Consider the following 16,731-nt stretch of genomic DNA (forward strand, 5'->3'; position numbering starts at 1 on the left):
GAACGGCGGCTCCTACCATGCCAAGTCTCATCGTGCGGAGAGCACCCGTGCAGACTTTCGATGTCATCGTCGTGGGCGCCGGCATGGTTGGTTCCGCGAGCGCCTATGGCCTCCTTCGGCTTGGACAGCGTGTCTGCGTGCTCGATGCAGGCGATGGAGATTTTCGCGCGGCTCTGGCCAATTTCGGCTTGGTCTGGGTGCAAGGCAAGGGCAAGAACATGCCCGCCTATCAGCGATGGACCGGATTGAGCTCTGATTTATGGCCCGAATTCGCGCGCGAACTCGAAGATCTGAGCGGGATTTCTCTCCAGTATGAACGAAAAGGCGGGCTCAGCTACTGTCTGGGTGAGAAAGAATACGCGGCGCGGGCCGAACATCTTCGTGCGCTGCGCGTTCAGGCGCCCGAGTGCAGTGCGGATGTCGAGCTGCTCGACCGTGCCGCGCTGGACCGCCTTATGCCGGGACTGCATCTCGGCCGCGACGTCACCGGGGCGAGCTATTGTCCGCGTGACGGCCACGTCAATCCCTTGCGTCTCCTAGGGGCACTCCATCTGGGGATCGAACGGCTCGGTGGATCGCTGCGGCGCAATCACGAAGTGACCGCGCTCGCTGCGCGCGACGGCGGCTTCCGGGTGAGGGCAGGCGCCGAGACGCTCGAAGCCGGCAAAGTCTTGATTGCGGCCGGCATCGCCTCGGGTGAACTCGCACGGTCGGTCGGCATCGACGTTCCGCTTCGCCCGCAGCGGGGCCAAATCCTCGTGACGGAACGGCTGGCGCCGTTCGTTCCCTTGCCATCCAATGGTATTCGCCAGACGGCGGATGGAACGGTCATGCTGGGTTCGACGCGCGAGGAGGTTGGGCTCGACCGCGGCACCACCGCCCGGCACGGCGCGGCCATGGCGGCACGCGCCATTCGGATCTTTCCGGTGCTGAAGTTGGCCAATCTGGTGCGGCAGTGGTCCGGCTTCAGAGTGATGACGCCGGATTCCTATCCCTTCTTCTCCGAATCCCGGCAGCACCGAGGCGCGTTTCTCGCGCTCTGCCATTCCGGCGTGACGCTGGCGGCTGCCCATGCCCGGGTCCTCGCCAGCGATCTCGTCAGCGGCTCGCCGTCGCCCCATAGTTCTCCCTTTTTCGACAGGAGCTTCGATGTTCCGAAAGCTGCATAGCGCGCCCCGGGGCGCGGTGACCGTCACGGTCGACGGCATCGACGTGGAGGCGGACGATGGCGAGCCCGTCGCCGCCCTTCTGCTGCGCCTCGACGGCGGCGTGGCGCGCACCAATCCCGTCAGCGGCAAGCCGCGTGCGCCCTATTGCATGATGGGTGTCTGCTTCGATTGCCTCGTGAAGGTGGACGGCGTTGCCTCCATCCAGTCCTGCCTCACACCCGTGCGACAGGGACTGACCATCGAGCGCCAGCGCGGCGTCAGGGACCTCACCGATGCCGCGTGATGTCGACATTCTCATCATCGGGGCTGGGCCTGCCGGTATGACCGCCGCCATCAGGGCCCAAGCGCTGGGGCTCACGACGGTCATTCTCGATGAGCACGGCGCCCCGGGCGGGCAGGTCTGGCGTGCCGTGGAACGCCGATCCGGAGCGGGGCAGGCCGAAGCGCTTGGATCGGACTACGCGCGCGGCAACGAGGTCGCCAATCGGTTCCGGACCTGCGGCGCCGAATACCGGCCGGAAACGCAGGTCTGGCAGATCGAACCCGGCTTCCGCATCTTCACATTGTGCAAAGGCGAGGTCGACGTCATCTCGGCCAAGACCGTCGTCATCGCGACGGGCGCGATGGAACGGGCACGGCCCTTTCCGGGCTGGACGCTGCCTGGCGTGATGACGGTGGGTGCCGCCCAGATCCTGCTGAAATCCGCCGACCAGATTCCGGACAGCCCCGTGTGGATCGCCGGTTGCGGTCCGCTGGTCCTGCTTTACGCCAATCAGCTCATTGCCGCGGGTGGCCGGATCGCAGGTATTCTCGATACGGCGCCGAGCGGCAGCCTGGGACGTGCCCTGCCTCATCTGCCGCGGGCGCTGGGAAGCCTGTCCGATCTCGCCAAGGGCCTGAGATGGCTGAAGGCCCTGCGGCACGCCGGCATTCCGGTCAGCCGCGGGGTCACCGGCTTTGCGGCGGAAGGCAGCAACCGGCTCGAGGCGGTTTCGTACCGCACGGCCGCTGGCAGGTCGCAAACCGTCGCGGCCGATGTGCTGTTGGTGCACGAGGGCGTCATCCCACGCATCCATGTGACCCTTGCACTTGGCTGCAAGCACGCGTGGAACGCCCTTGGGCAGTATTTTGCGCCCGTCTCGGATGAATGGGGCGAAACGTCCCTTCCCGGCCTCTTCGTCGCCGGCGATACCGGCGGGGTTGCCGGTGCCAAGGCGGCGACGCTCTCCGGCGAGATCGCGGCCTATGGCACCGCACGGTACCTTGAGCGGCTGGACGATGCTGGAGCCCGTGCGGGTGCCGCGTCGGCCCGTCGCGCCCTGCGGCGTGCGCTCGCCCTGCGGCCCTTCCTGGATGCGCTCTATCCCGCACCACCCATGACAGCGATCGGTGATGAGACGGTCGTCTGCCGCTGCGAGGAGGTCACGGCCGGCAGCATCCGCGCGGCCGTGCGTACCGGGGCGACAGGGCCAAACCAGGCGAAAGCTTATACGCGCTGTGGGATGGGCCCCTGTCAGGGCCGCCAGTGCGGCTATCCGACGGCCGGCCTGATCGCCGACATGCTCGGCAGCACGGTGGCCGATATCGGCCTTGCGCGGGTTCGGCCGCCTTTGCGCCCGGTGACGCTCGGCCAACTCGCGTCTCTCGACGAGAAAAGGCCCGCAGCATGAGCTCCAGGCGTTTCGACGCGATAGTCATCGGGGGCGGTCTCCATGGGCTTTCGGCCGCGCTGCATCTGGCGCGCGAAGGCCAATCGGTCTTGGTTCTCGAACGCTCCTGGATCGGGCGCCACGCCTCCGGGGCCAGCGCAGCCGGCGTACGGACCTTGGGGCGCGATATCGCAGAGCTGCCGATCTCTCTCGAAGCCAAGCGCATGTGGCATGCGATCGAAGAGCTCGTGGGAGATTCCTGTGGCTTCCACGCTCATGGACAGGTTCGCGTCGCCGAAACCGACGACGGCGCGGCACGGCTCGCGCAGCGTGTCCAGCAGACGGAGAAGCTCGGCTTTCGCCATGAGGAATTGATCGACGGGCGCGAACTCCGCCGCCTCGTTCCGGCTCTCTCTCCCCATTGTCGAGCGGCCATCGTCGTACGCGACGACGGCGCCGCCGACCCCCATCGGACGCTGCGTGCCTTCCGTCGTGCGGCTGAGGGCCTTGGCGTCGTCATCGCCGAGGGCGAGGGCGTTCAAGCCATCGAACCGCGCAGCGGTGGCTGGTCCGTGGCAACGGCGACCTCTTGCTATGAGGCCGCCAGCCTCGTCAATGTAGCCGGCGCCTGGGCTGCCGAAATCGCGGCTATGGTGGGCGACGATATCCCAATCGGCACGAAGGCATCGATGATGATGGTGACGGAGCGGGTCGGCCGTTTCATCGAGCCCGTGGTCACCGTCATCGGCCGCAATCTCTCCTTCAAGCAAACGGATGTCGGCACGATCCTGATCGGCGGCGGCCTGCAAGGGCGCTACGACCTCACGGCCGAGACAGCCACAGTCGACCTCCTGCAGCTTGCCAGGGGTGCGCGCGCGGCGAGCGAGCTCTTCCCTGCCGTCCGAAACGTGCCGATCGCTCGGACCTGGGCCGGACTGGAGGCCAAGACCGCCGATCTCTTGGCCGTGGTCGGCCCCTCGCCGAGGGCGGCGAATGTGGTTCACGCCTTCGGCTTTTCGGGTCACGGCTTTCAACTCGTCCCGGTCGTCGGCGCCATCGTCGCCGATCTGATCATCCGCGGCCGGACGGATCGGCAAATCGAAGGCTTGAGCCCGCGACGATTGATGGCGCACCCCCTCGCGGCCTGAGCTAAGCGTTCTCGGATTGCGCAGGCCGCAGGGGCCCCTCGGGACAGAATGAGCCCGAACATTGAAGCGCCTCCATGATTTCCTCGCGCAAGTTTTCTTATTGCTCGAAAGATATCGCCTCAGGTTCGTATAGAGCGTCAGTGCGGCAGGTCTTTTCTTCCGGTTATCTGCGAAAGATCGATGCCCATCGTGGTGCGTCAAACGATTAAAGATGCGTTCGATTGAGTTTTTGTCGCTTTCTCGGCGCCTTCTTTGCCGACACTCTGGCGCGCTGCGGCTGAAGACCCACAAGGGAGAAGCTCGATGGACTCCTCCACCCCGCCGGCAAACGCCAAGTCATCTCTGACCATCATCTGCCATCTGTCGGAAGAGCGGCGGACCGCACTGGCCCGGCATCCGGCACGACCGGCGGTCCTGCCCGCTCTCCGGCCTGAGGCGCCCTGGCAAATTCCGCAGGATGCGGAAATCCTGTTCACGGAAGCGCGCGGCTGGAACAACGCTCCGCAAGAGGCGCCGTCCGGCTGGCCGGGCAGCCTGCGCTGGTTGCATGTCGTGGGCGCCGGCATCGACGGCTATCCCGACTGGATCCGTGCCGTTCCGGCCATAACCTGCGGGCGAGGCGTCAATGCCAACGCAATCGCGGAATATGTCCTCGGCGCGATCCTGCTGCACGACAAGCGCTTCCTCGAATGCGTGATCACGGACGCTGCGGACTGGCGACCCCTGTCCCTGCGTGGACTGTCCGGCAAGACGCTGGGCCTCCTCGGACTGGGCGCGATCGGGACCGAGGTGGCCAGACGCGCCCAGGCCTTTGACATGCGGATTAAGGCGTTCCGCCGGTCCGGCGCACCACCCATGGACAAGGCCGTCGCGCTCGTCGACAGCGCCGCGGAGCTCTTCGCCATATCCGACCATCTCGTGCTGGCCGCGCCGCTGACGCCCGAGACCCGGCACATCGTCTCACGCGAGGCCCTGGCGCGAGCGAAGCCGGGCTTGCATCTCGTCAACATCTCGCGCGGCGGCCTGATCGACGATGAGGCTCTGCTGGCAGCCCTCGACGAGGGGCGCATCGCCACTGCGACGCTGGACGTCACCGAACCGGAGCCGCTGCCGGCAGGGCACGTCTTCTATCGACATCCCCGTGTCCGGGTGACGCCGCACTGTTCATGGAGCGCCGAGGACGTCACGGCAAAAATCATGCAGCGCCTATTCGCAAATATCGACCGCTACCTGGCCGGCACCGCCTTGCATGACCAAGTCGACCGCCAGCTAGGCTATTGAGAAGGTCTGTAATTTTCTAGATTCCGATAGCTCTTGGTGTAACTCCGGGCGCGGGGAGCCACGTCGTTCCAATTGAGAAAAAATCAATCGGTGCCCGAAAAATCTCGTTTGATCCTCCGGCCCTTTCGTATTGAACTAGATCCAAACCGGCAAAAGCCGGGAGCGGCCGACCGCGAAAAAAAACATCTGAAGGAAGCCCATGTCGATAACGAGATGCCGCATCGTCGCTGGCCTGACCGCCTGCGGCCTGACCTTGAGCCTCGCGGCCTCCCCTGCGCGCGCCGTCGATCCAGCGCTCGTCGCCGCCGCGAAGAAGGAAGGGCAGTTCAACTGGTACACCACGCTGGTGGTGACCCAGGTCGTTCGTCCCCTAGCCCAGGCTTTCGAGAAAAAGTACGGGATCAAGGTGAATTTCGTGCCGGCCCCCTGGCAGGAAACGGCCCTGCGGATCACGAATGAAGGCCGCGCGAATGCGATCAAGGCCGACCTCTTCGACGGGGCGCCGACCTTCTTCCCACTCAACGCCGCCGGCCTCGTCGATGCCTACAAGCCGGAGGCCGCAAAGAACTTCCCCGATGACATGAAGGAGCCGAACGGGCTCTGGACGGCCCATATCCTGCAGCCGGCGACTCCGGCCGTGAACACCGACGCGGTCGACAAGAAGGATTTCCCGAAGACCTACGAAGATTTGCTGCAGCCGAAGTGGAAGGGGAAAATGGGCTGGACCACCTCGCCGAGCGCTGCAGGACCGGTCGGCTTCATCGGTAACATCCTGCTCACGATGGGCAAGGACAAGGGCATGGACTACCTGCGCAAGCTCGCCGCGCAGAAGATCGCCAATATCCCGAGCAACCAGCGCGTGGTCCTGGACCAGGCAATTGCGGGGCAATATCCGCTGGTGTTGTCGATCTACAATTACCATGCTGCGATCAGTGCCGCGCAGGGCGCACCCATTGAATGGCTGAAACTTGACCCCGCAGTGATGCACATCGGCTTGTTTGGGCTCATCAAGGGTTCCCCCAACCCCAACGCAGCTCGTCTCTTCGTCGAGTTCGCGCTGTCGGACGAAGGCGAGCAGATCCAGGCGGATGCCGGCTACATTCCGGTCAGCCCTAACGTGCAGGCTAAACGGCCAGAGCTGAAACCCGGCCCGGGAACCTACAATGCCCGCCTGATCACGCCGGAGATGTATGCCCAGCACGAGGCCGAGTGGCTGGCGATCTACAAATCCCTCTTCGAATAGGGCGATGAGCTTCCGGCTTCGCCGGATTCTGGCCTTCGGCCCCGATCAAGCCTTCGGAAGGGTTGCCGCCGCATGACGACGCTCGACTCCAAATACGCCCCCGCCCCACGATGGACCTTGCGCTTCTTCGCAGGCCACAATCGTCATCTGGCGCTCGGCGCGGCGGTGGCGCTGATCCTTGCTGCGCTCGTCCTGCCGCCGGTCTGGACGCTGGTACGGACGAGCTCTTGTCGAGACCCGAACCGACATGAGCGCCGGCGGCTGGACGCTGCAGCATTATATGCAATTGCTTGCAGGCAAAGACCTGCTCGGCAGCCTCTGGAACTCGGTCATCTTCTCGGTCTTCGCGACCATTGTCTCGCTACTCTTCGGCGGGTTGCTCGCCTGGCTGGTCGAGCGCACAGACGTACCGCTGAAGGGGCTCGCCTTCATCACCACCATCATCTCGCTCGGCACGCCCTATATCCTCTACGTCACGGCCTGGCTCTTCCTGCTCGGGCGGGCCGGTCCGTTCAACGACCTCTATCGACTCTACGTCGATTCCGGCGCGACGCCGTTCAACGTCAATTCGCTCACCGGCATGGTGCTGATCGAGGGCTTCCTCTGGTCGCCGCTGGTCTTCCTGCTGCTGTCCTCGACCTTCCGCGCCGCCAATGCCGAGATGGAAGAGGCAGCGCGCATGTCCGGCGCCTCGGTCTTCGACACGATCCGGCTGATCTCGCTTAAGCTGGCCTGGCCGGCGATCGCGGCGCTCGCGCTCTTCATCTTCATCCGCAACATTGAGGCCTTCGAGGTGCCGGCGCTCGTCGGCATGCCCGGCCGCGTCAACGTCCTGACCACCGACATCTATCGCAGCATTAAGCAGATGCCGCCCGATCTCGGCTATGCGAGCGCGTTTTCCGTGCTGATGATCGCGATCGTGGGGGTGCTTCTCTACGGCTATGGCCGGATCTCGAAACAGGCCGAGCGCTATGCCAGCGTCACCGGCAAGGGCTATCGGCCGCGGCCGTTCCGCCTCGGCGGCGCGCGCTGGATCGGCGCCGCGGTCATTCTGTTCAATTTCGTGGTGGTGCTGCTGCTGCCGCTGCTGGCCATTCTGTGGATGTCGGTGACGCCGTTCATCCGTCCGATGCGCCTTGCCAACCTCAACTTCATCACCGGCAAGCATTTCGTCGCGGTGCTCTCGTCGGAGTATTATTACGGCCTCGCCATCAATACTCTCGTCGTGGCGGCGGGCGTCGCGACGCTCGCCATGGCGTTGACACTGGTAGCAGGCTGGCTGGCGGCACGACGCAAGGCGGCGGCCGGCCTGATCGATCAACTGATCACCGTGCCGCTCGTCTTCCCGGGGCTGGTGCTCGGCGTCGCCTTGCTCGAGATCGCCTTGCGTTCGCCGCTGCCGATCTACGGCACGCTCTGGCTGATCGGGCTGGGCTTCCTGATCCGCTACATCCCCTACGGCATGCGCTACTGCTATGCCGGCATCCTGCAGATCCATCCCGAGCTCGAACAGGCTGCCGGTGTCGCGGGAGGCAATGTCGCGCAGGTGCTGCGGCGCATCGTGGCCCCGCTACTGATCCCCGCGCTCGCCGCTGGCTGGCTCTTCATCTTCCTGATCGCGTCCAAGGAGATGGCGATGCCGCTGTTGCTCGCCGGCTCGGATTCGCAGACGATCTCCGTCGCGATGTTCGACCTCTGGTCAAACGGTCAGAGCGGCGAGGTCGCGGCGTTGGGCCTGCTCTGGGCCGGGTTGATGACGCTTTTCGCCACGATCTTCTACGTCTTCTCGCGCCGCCAGTCGGCCTCGACCTTCGGAAAGTGACATGCAGAACGCTGCCACCCTACTGGAGGTCGCCGGCCTCTCCAAGATCTACGCCAATACCGGAGACGGACCGGCAGGTGGCTTGCGAAGTGCGGACTTCGCCCTGCCGCGCGGCACGTTCTTCACCCTGCTCGGCCCCAGCGGCTGCGGCAAGACCACCACGCTGCGCTGCATCGCCGGTCTGGAGCAGCCCGATCAGGGCCTGATCCGCATTGGCGAGGATGTGATGTTCTCCTCACAGAGCAATGTCGCGGTGCCGCTCAACCGGCGCAATATCGGCATGGTCTTCCAATCCTATGCGATCTGGCCGCATATGACCGTGTTCGAGAACGTCGCCTTTCCGCTGCGGGTCGCGAAGGACCGCAGCTATGGCAAGGCCGAGATCGAGCGCATGGTCGGCGAGGCGCTGGAAACCGTCAGCCTCGGCGGTTTCGGCAGCCGCTCCGTCACCCGGCTCTCGGGCGGCCAGCAGCAGCGCGTCGCGCTCGCCCGCGCCATCGTGCGCAAGCCGCGGCTGCTTTTGCTCGACGAGCCCTTGAGCAATCTCGACGCCTCGCTGCGCGAGGAAATGCGCAACGAGCTGCGCCGGCTGCAGCAGCAGATCGGCGTCACCACCGTCTATGTGACGCATGACCAGCACGAAGCGCTCGAGATGTCGGACCGCATCGCGGTGATGAACCAGGGTCGCGTCGTCCAGATTGGCGCGCCGCGCGACATCTACTTCGATCCGGCGAACACCTTCGTCGCCCGTTTCGTCGGCACGACCAACTGGCTCGAAGGGACGATCGAGCCGAGCGATGCCAACGCACCGCGTGTGCGGCTCGCCGATGGCAGCGTCATCGCCTGCCGGGCGAATGACGAGGTCCGGCCGGGCGAGCGCGTCAGCGTTTCGATTCGCCCCGAATCGATCCGCCTCGGCGCGGCGGCCACCGGCGACCAGAACAGGCTTCAGGGCGCCATTGTCTTTTCCAGCTTCGTCGGCAACATGACGCGCTACCAGCTGTCCTGCGGCGAGGCCCTGCTCCAGGCCTATGACGTGCCCAATGCGCCGCACGGCAAGGGCGACAGCGTGCCGTTCTCCTTCGCCGCGTCCGACGCGCTCGTCTTCCGGGACCAGCCATGATGCGGCTCTACTGGTCTTCCCGGTCGCCCTTCGCACGCAAGGTCATGGTCGCTGCGCACGAAACTGGCACAGCCGGCAAGATCGAGCGCATCCGCGTCGCCGTCGGCTCGGCGCTGATGAGCGAGGAGGTTATGCATTACAACCCGCTCAATAAGATCCCGACCCTTGTTCTCGACGACGGCGCCGCGCTCTTCGATTCGCGCGTGATCATCGCCTATCTCGACGGGTTCCGTGGCTCGCCGCGGCTCGTTCCGCAGGATGCGCATCAGCGCGTCGCCGCGGCGCGTTGGGAAGCGCTCGGCGACGGCATCATGGAGAATTCGACCCTCACCATCGGCGAACGCAAGCGCGAGGCGCTGCACTCGGCGAAGCACGACGCGGCCTATCGCAAGAAGACGGTGGCGACCCTGACTTTGCTCGAGAAGGAGGCACAGGCGCTGGCCGCGGCCCCGTTCGGGATTGGCGCCATCGCGATCGGATGCGCCCTTTCCCATCTCGATTTCCGTTTTGGCGACGAGAACTGGCGCGCCGGCCGGCCAAACCTGGCGCGCTGGTTCGAGACCGTCGCGACGCGCTCGTCCTTCATCGCCACCGCCTTCGAAGAGATCTACTGAGAGGTCGCGCGATGGTCTGGCATCTTCCCCCGCTGAATGCCCTGCGCGCCTTCGAGGCCGCAGCACGCCATCAAAGCTTCACGCTCGCGGCCGAAGAACTGCACGTCACGCCGGGTGCGATCAGCCGCCAAATCCGGACGCTGGAGGCAGCGCTTGGCGTCCCGCTCTTCGTCCGCAACAACCGCGACGTGCGCCTGACCCGCGAGAGCGAAGCCTATCGCGATATCCTGTCCGAGGCGTTCCGGCGCATCAATGCCGGCACCGACAGCCTGCTGAACACGCGCCGCGACGGGCCGCTGCGCATCGTTTGCTCGATGGTCTTCGCAATGCGCTGGCTGTTCCCGCGCCTGCCACGCTTCCATGCCCGCTATCCCTACCGGCATATCGCCGTCGCGACCTCGCTCTCCACCATTCCCTTCCAGTTCGACACCGAAGCCGCCGATGCGATCATCCGCCTCGGTACGGACGAGTGGCCCTCGAACATCGTGAACCACCGGCTTTTCGGCAGTGAGTTGGTCGCGATCTGCAGCCCGAAGCTCCTGGAAAGCGGGCCGCCCTTGAACACGCCCGACGATCTGCGCAACCACACGCTGCTCTATTCGGCGCTGCGGCCGCACAGCTGGCCGCGCTGGCTGCGCTCCGCCGGCGTCACGAATTTCGATTTCGACAAGGCTGCCGTCCGGCTGGAAAGCTCGGCACTCACCTACCCGGCCGCAATGGAAGGGCTCGGCGTCGCGCTGGGCGAGCGCGCCCTGCTCGGCGACGACGTCGTCAAGGGGCGGCTGATCACGCCTTTGAATTTCTGCCACAAAAATCCCGAGAGCTTCCATCTCATCTATCCGCGCGAGACCGAAAACGTCCAGCGGCTCAAGGAATTTCGCGCCTGGGTCCTCCAGGAGGCCAGCGACAGCCGGTCCGAGATCGAAGCGCCCGAAAAAGCGGGCGAGCTCAGTTATCGGCCTCCGGAGAGTAATCGTCAATGAGATTCAGCCAACAATCAATTGAACGGTTGATAAAAAATCAATTGAGCGAAAGTTTAAATCGCTTGAGAATTGCCATTGCGCGGCGCTAGTTTGTGCATGGACTTTGATTTTGTTGAAATAGACTGTGAGGATTGTATCGTCATGCCCTCGGCGAAATCTGTGATCGTAACATGCGCGGCCACCGGCGCCGGGCTGACGCCGTCCATGTCACCCTATCTGCCGACCACGCCCGAGCAGATCGCAGAGCAGTCGATCGCCGCCGCAAAGGCCGGCGCTGCGATCCTGCACCTGCATGCACGCAATCCGGAGGACGGCCGTCCCACCAATGACATCGCCGTCTGGGAACAGTTCGTGCCCAGGATCCGGGACAATTGCGACGCGATCATCAACATGTCGGCCTCTTTCGGTGCAACCGCCGAGGAGCGCGCCTCGGCCGTGCTCGCGCTGCGACCCGAGATCGCCACCGTGATCGTCGGCTCGATGAATTATGCGCGGTTCAAGAAGGCCAAGGATCTCGGCATGACCGAGTTCAAATACGACTGGGAGCGCGAAATGCTCACCAGTGAATCGGCCTACAACGTCGTGACCAACAACACCTTCGCCAAGATCGGCAGGCTGATCGAGATCTTCGTCGACAACGACATCGCCATCGAATTCGAATGCTACGATGTCGGGCATCTCTACATCCTGGAATACCATATCAACCGGATCAAGGGGCTGAAGCGACCGCTGATTATCCAGTTCCTAACCGGCATCCTCGGCGGCATTCCGTCCGACATCGAGCATCTACTGCACATGAAGCAGACTACCGAAAAGCTCTTCGGTAAAGATGTGCAGCTCTTCATCCACGGCACCGGCCCGCAGAACATCAAGGCGGCCACCTATGGCGGGCTGATTGGCAGCCATGTTCGCGTCGGGCAGGAGGACAACCTGCTGGAAAGGGAAGGCGTGCTGTTCAAGTCGAACGCCGAGCAGGTCGAGAAGATCAAGCGCATCCTTAACGAGTTCGACATTGGACTGATCGACCCGACCCAAGCGCGCGAAATGCTGGGGCTGGCGGCGCGCTGAAACGACCGGCTGCACGGTCAAGGAGGCGACCATGAGACTGACTCGTCGAACGCTGCTCGCCGCCGCCGGCGCCGCCGCGCTGAGCAGGCCGACGGGAGCCGCCGCGCAGGCGGCCTCCGCCGATCTCGTCGCCGCGGCTCGCAAGGAAGGCGAGGTCGTCTGGTACACGACGCTAATCGTCAATCAGGCCGTCCGGCCCTTGGTCGACGCCTTCGAGAAGACCTATCCCGGCGTGAAGGTCCGGTTCGTGCCAGGGCCGCCGGTCGAGACCGCGACGCGCATCCTGAACGAGGCGAAGGCTGGCGCGGTCAAGGCTGACGTCTTTGACGGCGGATCGACCTTCTTCCCGCTCCATGCGGCGAAGCTGGTAACGAAGTACATCCCGGAAGCCGCCAAGGAGTGGCCGGCAGAGTATCGCGACGCCGAAGGGTATTGGACGGCGAGCAATCTCTATGTCCTGTCCCCGGTGATCAATACCGATCAGGTCGACCCCAAGGACGCACCGCGCAGCTTCGAAGACCTGCTCGCGCCTCGCTGGAAGGGCCGGATGGCCTGGCCCGACACACCCAGTGCCTCCGGCCCCGCGGGCGTGATTGGCAATGTCCTTCTCAGCATGGGGCAGGAGGCCGGCATGGCCTATCTGCGAAAGCTCGCGGAGCAGAAGATCGCCAACGTGCCGGCGGTCCAGCGCGTGGTGCTCGACCAGTGCATCGCCGGCGAATACCCGCTGGTGCTCTCGGTCTACAATAACCACGCCGACATCAGCGCGGCGCAGGGCGCGCCGGTGAAGTGGCTGGTCATGGAGCCGATGGTGGTGACCTTCGGCATGGCGGGCATCCTCGAGGATGCGCCACATCCGAATGCCGCGAAGCTGCTCATCGAGTTCCTGCTGGGCGAACCCGGCCAGAACGTGCTGCGCGAGGCCGGCTACCTGCCGGTCAATCCGCTGGTCAAGCCGACGACGCCGGAATTGCTGCCCGCTTTCGGCAAGTTCAAGGCCCAGGTGATCTCGCCGGCCCTGTTCGAGCGGAACGAACGTGACTGGCTCAAGATTTCCGAGGATCTGTTCCATTGACCGAGGCCGGACACGACCAGGTCCCGCTGCATAGGCTCGAACAAGGACCGGAAGCGAGGATGGCGCGCCCATGATATTCACCCGCAGGATCGGGCGGGCCGAGGTGACGAACGTCATCGAGTATTCGGGCCCTACCCATGACCCAGCCGTCGTCTTTCCCGAACTCGGCGCGGAGGATCTGGCGCGCATCGCGCCGAAGCTCGCGCCACATCATTACGTCGTCGCGATGAACCGCTTCATCGTGACCATCCAGCTCTGGGTGGTCCGCTTCGACGACAAGGTGGTCGTGATCGATACCGGCGTCGGCAACTTCAAGACACGCGCCGCCGCCCGCATGAATATGCTGAACACACTGGTGCTGCCCTGGCTGGAGGCGGCCGGCGCCGGGCCCGACAAGGTCACCCACGTCGTCATCACGCATTTGCATTCCGATCATGTCGGGTGGAACACGCGCCTGGTCGACGGACGCTGGCTGCCGACCTTTCCCAACGCCCGCCACTTCATGCCGAAGGCCGATTTCGATCTGTTCGACGCGCAATACCGTGACGGCAACGCCCTCGCCAGCGCCGGCTCCTTCGCCGACAGCGTGCTGCCGGTAGTGGAGGACGGCCTCGTCGAATTCGTCGAACCGGGCCAGATCATAGCCGGCTGCCTTGAGGTCGAGCCACTGCCGGGCCATACGCCCGGGCAATACGGTTTGCGCCTGCGCTCCGAGGGGCAAGAGGGCATGTTCTGCGCCGACGTCTTCCACAGTCCGATGCAGATCGCTCTACCCGAGCTCAATACCGCTTTCTGCATGCAGCCCGAGGCGGCCCGCGCCACGCGCCGCGCCTTACTGTCACGCGTGGCCGACCGCAACGCGCTCGTCATGCCCTGTCATTTCGGCGCGCCCTATTGCGGCTATATCGTCAGCTGCCCGGACGGCGGCTTCAATTTCCTGCCTGAAACCGCGACGCTGCGATGAAAACCGGCTGGGCCGAGGTCAACGGCGTCTCCCTGCGCTACACGCTTTCGGGCGAAGGCGATGATGTGCTCGTGCTCATCCATGAGATGGGCGGCACGCTGGAGAGCTTCGACTTCGTCATCGACGCGCTCGGTCGCCATTGCCGCGTCCTGCGCTACGATACGCGCGGCGCGGGCCTCTCGGAGAAGGTCCGCGGCGAGGTCGAGCTTGCAGATCTCGTCGTCGATCTCGCCATGCTTCTCGACGAACTCGGTCTGCACGGTCGCGTGGCTGTGGCGGGATGTGCGGTCGGCGCTGCGATCGCAATCAGCTTCGCTGCGAACTATCCTGATCGCGTCAGCGCTTTAATTGCCATGGCTCCCGCGACCGGGCTGCCGCCGGAACGCAAGGCCGCGGCACGAGAGCGGGCCGATGTGCTGGAGCGGCAAGGCACCCGCCCCTCGATCGATGCACGGCTGGAGAGCTCCTATCCGCAAGCCCTGAGACAGGATAAGGCCCGCTTCGAAGAAACCCGTAAGCGCCGGCTTGGGATGGACCCGCTCGGCGTCGCTGCGCTGACCCGGATGTTGGCAGAGCTGGACCTGACCCGCGATCTCGCGGCCGTGCGCTGCCCCACGCTCGTCATCGCGGGTCGACATGACGGCGACCGGCCACCGGCCGTCGTGGCTCCTGTCGCGGCGGCGATCCCCGGCGCGCGCCTGGTGACGCTCGAGACCGGGCATTTCATGGCATTGCAAACGCCGGAGCTGGTCGCCGAGGCGATCGAGGCTTTTCTGGCGGAGCAAGCCGTGCCGCGATGACATGGCCGGCAGAGATCCTTCACAGTTCTGCTGTAATCCAGCCCGCTCGTGTTGCGGCACGGGGTTCGAGACCGCCAACGGATAGTCGACATGCTGACACTGAACGATCCCACCCTCCTGAAATCGCAGTGCCATGTCGATGGCACCTGGACCGGCCTGGGTGTCGACGCGATCGAAAACCCGGCGACGGGCGAGGTTCTGGCCAAGGTGCCGCGCTTCGGCGCGGATGAAACCACCGCCTCGGTCGAAGCCGCGTCGCGCGCCTTCAAGCCCTGGGCGAAGAAGAGCGCCAAGGACCGGTCGCAGATCCTGCGCAAATGGTTCGAACTGATCATGGCGAACCAGGAGGACCTGGCGCAGATCATGACGGCCGAGCAGGGCAAGCCGCTCAGCGAATCCCGCGGTGAGGTCGCCTATGCCGCCTCCTTCGTCGAGTTCTATGCAGAAGAGGCCAAGCGCATCTATGGCGAGACCATCCCCTCTCCCTTCCCGAATTCCCGCATCATCGTCCAGAAGCAGCCGGTCGGCGTCTGCGCCGCGATCACGCCGTGGAACTTTCCCGCGGCGATGATCACGCGCAAATGCGCGCCGGGCCTGGCGGCCGGCTGCACCTTCGTCGTCAAGCCCGCGCCCGACACGCCGCTGACCGCGTTAGCTTTGATGGAGATCGCCATCCGCGCCGGTTTCCCCAAAGGCGTGCTGAACATCGTCACCGGCGACGCAGTCGCGATCGGCAAAGTCATGACCTCGCATCCGGCGGTGCGATTCATTGGCTTCACCGGGTCGACACCCGTCGGCAAGCTCCTGATGCAGCAGGCCGCCTCTACCGTAAAGAAGGTGGGGCTCGAGCTTGGCGGCAATGCGCCCTTCATCGTCTTCGATGACGCCGATCTCGATGCTGCCGTGCAGGGTGCGATCGCGGCGAAGTTCCGCAACATGGGTCAGACCTGCGTCTGCACTAACCGGCTCTTCGTCCAGGACGGCATCCACGACGCCTTCGTCGAGGCTTTCGCCGAAGAGGTCGCCAAGCTCAAGGTCGGCAACGGCATCGAGGTCGGCGTCGCACAGGGGCCGCTGATCAACGAGCGCGCTGTCGAGAAGGTCGAACGCCATGTCGCAGATGCCGTTGCCAACGGTGCAAGGGTTGTCGTGGGCGGCCACCGCCATCCGCTTGGCCGCAGCTTCTACGAGCCGACCATACTGGCGGGCGTGACGACGAAGATGCTGATCACGCGCGAGGAAACCTTCGGCCCGGTTGCGCCAGTCTATCGCTTCAAAAGCGAGGACGAAGTCGTCGCCATGGCGAACGACACGCCCTTCGGCTTGGCAGCCTATTTCTACACGAAAGATCTCGGCCGCGCCTTCCGGGTAGCCGAGGAGCTTGAATACGGCATGGTCGGCATCAACTCGGCCATTCTCGGCACCGAAGTCGCACCTTTTGGCGGTATCAAGGAATCCGGCCTCGGCCGCGAAGGCTCGCTCCACGGCATCGAGGAGTTCGTTGATATCAAATACATGTTGATGGGGGGACTTGGCGCTTGAGGCTGATTGTTTTCAGACGCTGAGATTTTGAAGGACGGGCCAACCGCGTCATTGCCGACAAGGCTTATGATACACACTCGGGCCAGCTTGCCCACGTGCTCTATCCAGTGAAGAGCGCGGGGCCTGTCCGTATGTCCAGGTGGTCGACGTAGCTGCCCAAGAACGGTCCGAGCTTTCGATCGAGATCTGAGCCGCGCGAATAGCATTATGGCCAGCGGCGCTTGAAGGGCCGCACGATGGCGGCCGCTAC

General features: G+C 64.6%; 15 protein-coding genes. All 15 read left to right on the forward strand.

Annotation, left to right across the window (positions count from 1 at the left end; genetic code table 11):
- Positions 1–47 precede the first annotated feature (47 nt).
- The gene (locus ACFQU1_RS11740; RefSeq protein WP_378132633.1) at positions 48–1,169 is read left to right on the forward strand and encodes an NAD(P)/FAD-dependent oxidoreductase; all 1,122 of its coding nucleotides are present in this window, start codon (positions 48–50) and stop codon (positions 1,167–1,169) included.
- Entirely contained in the window at positions 1,150–1,452 is a 303-nt protein-coding gene (locus ACFQU1_RS11745; RefSeq protein ID WP_378132635.1) for a (2Fe-2S)-binding protein, read from the forward strand. Before ACFQU1_RS11740 ends, ACFQU1_RS11745 begins: the two co-directional genes overlap by 20 nt.
- Positions 1,442–2,839 (forward strand): FAD-dependent oxidoreductase, encoded by a 1,398-nt coding sequence (locus tag ACFQU1_RS11750; RefSeq protein WP_378132637.1) that lies wholly within the window; start codon positions 1,442–1,444, stop codon positions 2,837–2,839. The genes ACFQU1_RS11745 and ACFQU1_RS11750 overlap by 11 nt, the downstream gene beginning before the upstream one ends.
- Positions 2,836–3,966 carry an NAD(P)/FAD-dependent oxidoreductase gene (locus ACFQU1_RS11755; protein ID WP_378132639.1) on the forward strand — a complete coding sequence of 377 codons (1,131 nt, stop codon included), beginning with the start codon at positions 2,836–2,838 and terminating at the stop codon, positions 3,964–3,966. Before ACFQU1_RS11750 ends, ACFQU1_RS11755 begins: the two co-directional genes overlap by 4 nt.
- A gap of 303 nt (positions 3,967–4,269) precedes the next feature.
- Positions 4,270–5,247, forward strand: coding sequence for an NAD(P)-dependent oxidoreductase (locus ACFQU1_RS11760; RefSeq protein ID WP_378132641.1), 978 nt, complete (start codon positions 4,270–4,272; stop codon positions 5,245–5,247).
- Positions 5,248–5,446: 199 nt separating this feature from the next.
- The gene (locus tag ACFQU1_RS11765; protein WP_378132643.1) at positions 5,447–6,490 is read left to right on the forward strand and encodes an ABC transporter substrate-binding protein; all 1,044 of its coding nucleotides are present in this window, start codon (positions 5,447–5,449) and stop codon (positions 6,488–6,490) included.
- Between the two features lie 247 nt (positions 6,491–6,737).
- Positions 6,738–8,312, forward strand: coding sequence for an ABC transporter permease (locus ACFQU1_RS11770; RefSeq protein WP_378132645.1), 1,575 nt, complete (start codon positions 6,738–6,740; stop codon positions 8,310–8,312).
- A 1-nt stretch (position 8,313) separates the two neighbouring features.
- Positions 8,314–9,435 (forward strand): ABC transporter ATP-binding protein, encoded by a 1,122-nt coding sequence (locus ACFQU1_RS11775; protein WP_378132648.1) that lies wholly within the window; start codon positions 8,314–8,316, stop codon positions 9,433–9,435.
- On the forward strand, positions 9,432–10,049 hold the full coding sequence (locus tag ACFQU1_RS11780; RefSeq protein ID WP_378132650.1) for a glutathione S-transferase family protein: 618 nt from the start codon (positions 9,432–9,434) through the stop codon (positions 10,047–10,049). Before ACFQU1_RS11775 ends, ACFQU1_RS11780 begins: the two co-directional genes overlap by 4 nt.
- A gap of 11 nt (positions 10,050–10,060) precedes the next feature.
- Positions 10,061–11,032, forward strand: a complete 972-nt coding sequence (locus ACFQU1_RS11785; protein ID WP_378132652.1) for a LysR substrate-binding domain-containing protein — start codon at positions 10,061–10,063, stop codon at positions 11,030–11,032.
- A 141-nt stretch (positions 11,033–11,173) separates the two neighbouring features.
- Entirely contained in the window at positions 11,174–12,100 is a 927-nt protein-coding gene (locus ACFQU1_RS11790) for a 3-keto-5-aminohexanoate cleavage protein (protein ID WP_378132654.1), read from the forward strand.
- Between the two features lie 31 nt (positions 12,101–12,131).
- A complete protein-coding gene (locus ACFQU1_RS11795) occupies positions 12,132–13,175 on the forward strand; it encodes an ABC transporter substrate-binding protein (RefSeq protein WP_378132656.1) in 1,044 nt (347 codons plus the stop codon).
- Between the two features lie 70 nt (positions 13,176–13,245).
- A complete protein-coding gene (locus ACFQU1_RS11800; protein ID WP_378132658.1) occupies positions 13,246–14,139 on the forward strand; it encodes an MBL fold metallo-hydrolase in 894 nt (297 codons plus the stop codon).
- Positions 14,136–14,939, forward strand: a complete 804-nt coding sequence (locus ACFQU1_RS11805; RefSeq protein WP_378132661.1) for an alpha/beta fold hydrolase — start codon at positions 14,136–14,138, stop codon at positions 14,937–14,939. Before ACFQU1_RS11800 ends, ACFQU1_RS11805 begins: the two co-directional genes overlap by 4 nt.
- Positions 14,940–15,029: 90 nt before the next feature.
- Entirely contained in the window at positions 15,030–16,481 is a 1,452-nt protein-coding gene (locus ACFQU1_RS11810) for an NAD-dependent succinate-semialdehyde dehydrogenase (RefSeq protein WP_378132663.1), read from the forward strand.
- Positions 16,482–16,731: the final 250 nt, after the last annotated feature.

This window comes from Chelatococcus sp. GCM10030263, from assembly GCF_042666455.1.
Classification (GTDB): Bacteria; Pseudomonadota; Alphaproteobacteria; order Rhizobiales; family Beijerinckiaceae; genus Chelatococcus.

Coding starts and splice junctions, on each gene's coding strand:
- ACFQU1_RS11745 (WP_378132635.1), top strand. CDS start 1,150: ATGTTCCGAAAGCTGCATAGCGCGCCCCGGGGCGCGGTGACCGTCACG.
- ACFQU1_RS11750 (WP_378132637.1), top strand. CDS start 1,442: ATGCCGCGTGATGTCGACATTCTCATCATCGGGGCTGGGCCTGCCGGT.
- ACFQU1_RS11755 (WP_378132639.1), top strand. CDS start 2,836: ATGAGCTCCAGGCGTTTCGACGCGATAGTCATCGGGGGCGGTCTCCAT.
- ACFQU1_RS11760 (WP_378132641.1), top strand. CDS start 4,270: ATGGACTCCTCCACCCCGCCGGCAAACGCCAAGTCATCTCTGACCATC.
- ACFQU1_RS11765 (WP_378132643.1), top strand. CDS start 5,447: ATGTCGATAACGAGATGCCGCATCGTCGCTGGCCTGACCGCCTGCGGC.
- ACFQU1_RS11770 (WP_378132645.1), top strand. CDS start 6,738: ATGAGCGCCGGCGGCTGGACGCTGCAGCATTATATGCAATTGCTTGCA.
- ACFQU1_RS11775 (WP_378132648.1), top strand. CDS start 8,314: ATGCAGAACGCTGCCACCCTACTGGAGGTCGCCGGCCTCTCCAAGATC.
- ACFQU1_RS11780 (WP_378132650.1), top strand. CDS start 9,432: ATGATGCGGCTCTACTGGTCTTCCCGGTCGCCCTTCGCACGCAAGGTC.
- ACFQU1_RS11785 (WP_378132652.1), top strand. CDS start 10,061: ATGGTCTGGCATCTTCCCCCGCTGAATGCCCTGCGCGCCTTCGAGGCC.
- ACFQU1_RS11790 (WP_378132654.1), top strand. CDS start 11,174: ATGCCCTCGGCGAAATCTGTGATCGTAACATGCGCGGCCACCGGCGCC.
- ACFQU1_RS11795 (WP_378132656.1), top strand. CDS start 12,132: ATGAGACTGACTCGTCGAACGCTGCTCGCCGCCGCCGGCGCCGCCGCG.
- ACFQU1_RS11800 (WP_378132658.1), top strand. CDS start 13,246: ATGATATTCACCCGCAGGATCGGGCGGGCCGAGGTGACGAACGTCATC.
- ACFQU1_RS11805 (WP_378132661.1), top strand. CDS start 14,136: ATGAAAACCGGCTGGGCCGAGGTCAACGGCGTCTCCCTGCGCTACACG.
- ACFQU1_RS11810 (WP_378132663.1), top strand. CDS start 15,030: ATGCTGACACTGAACGATCCCACCCTCCTGAAATCGCAGTGCCATGTC.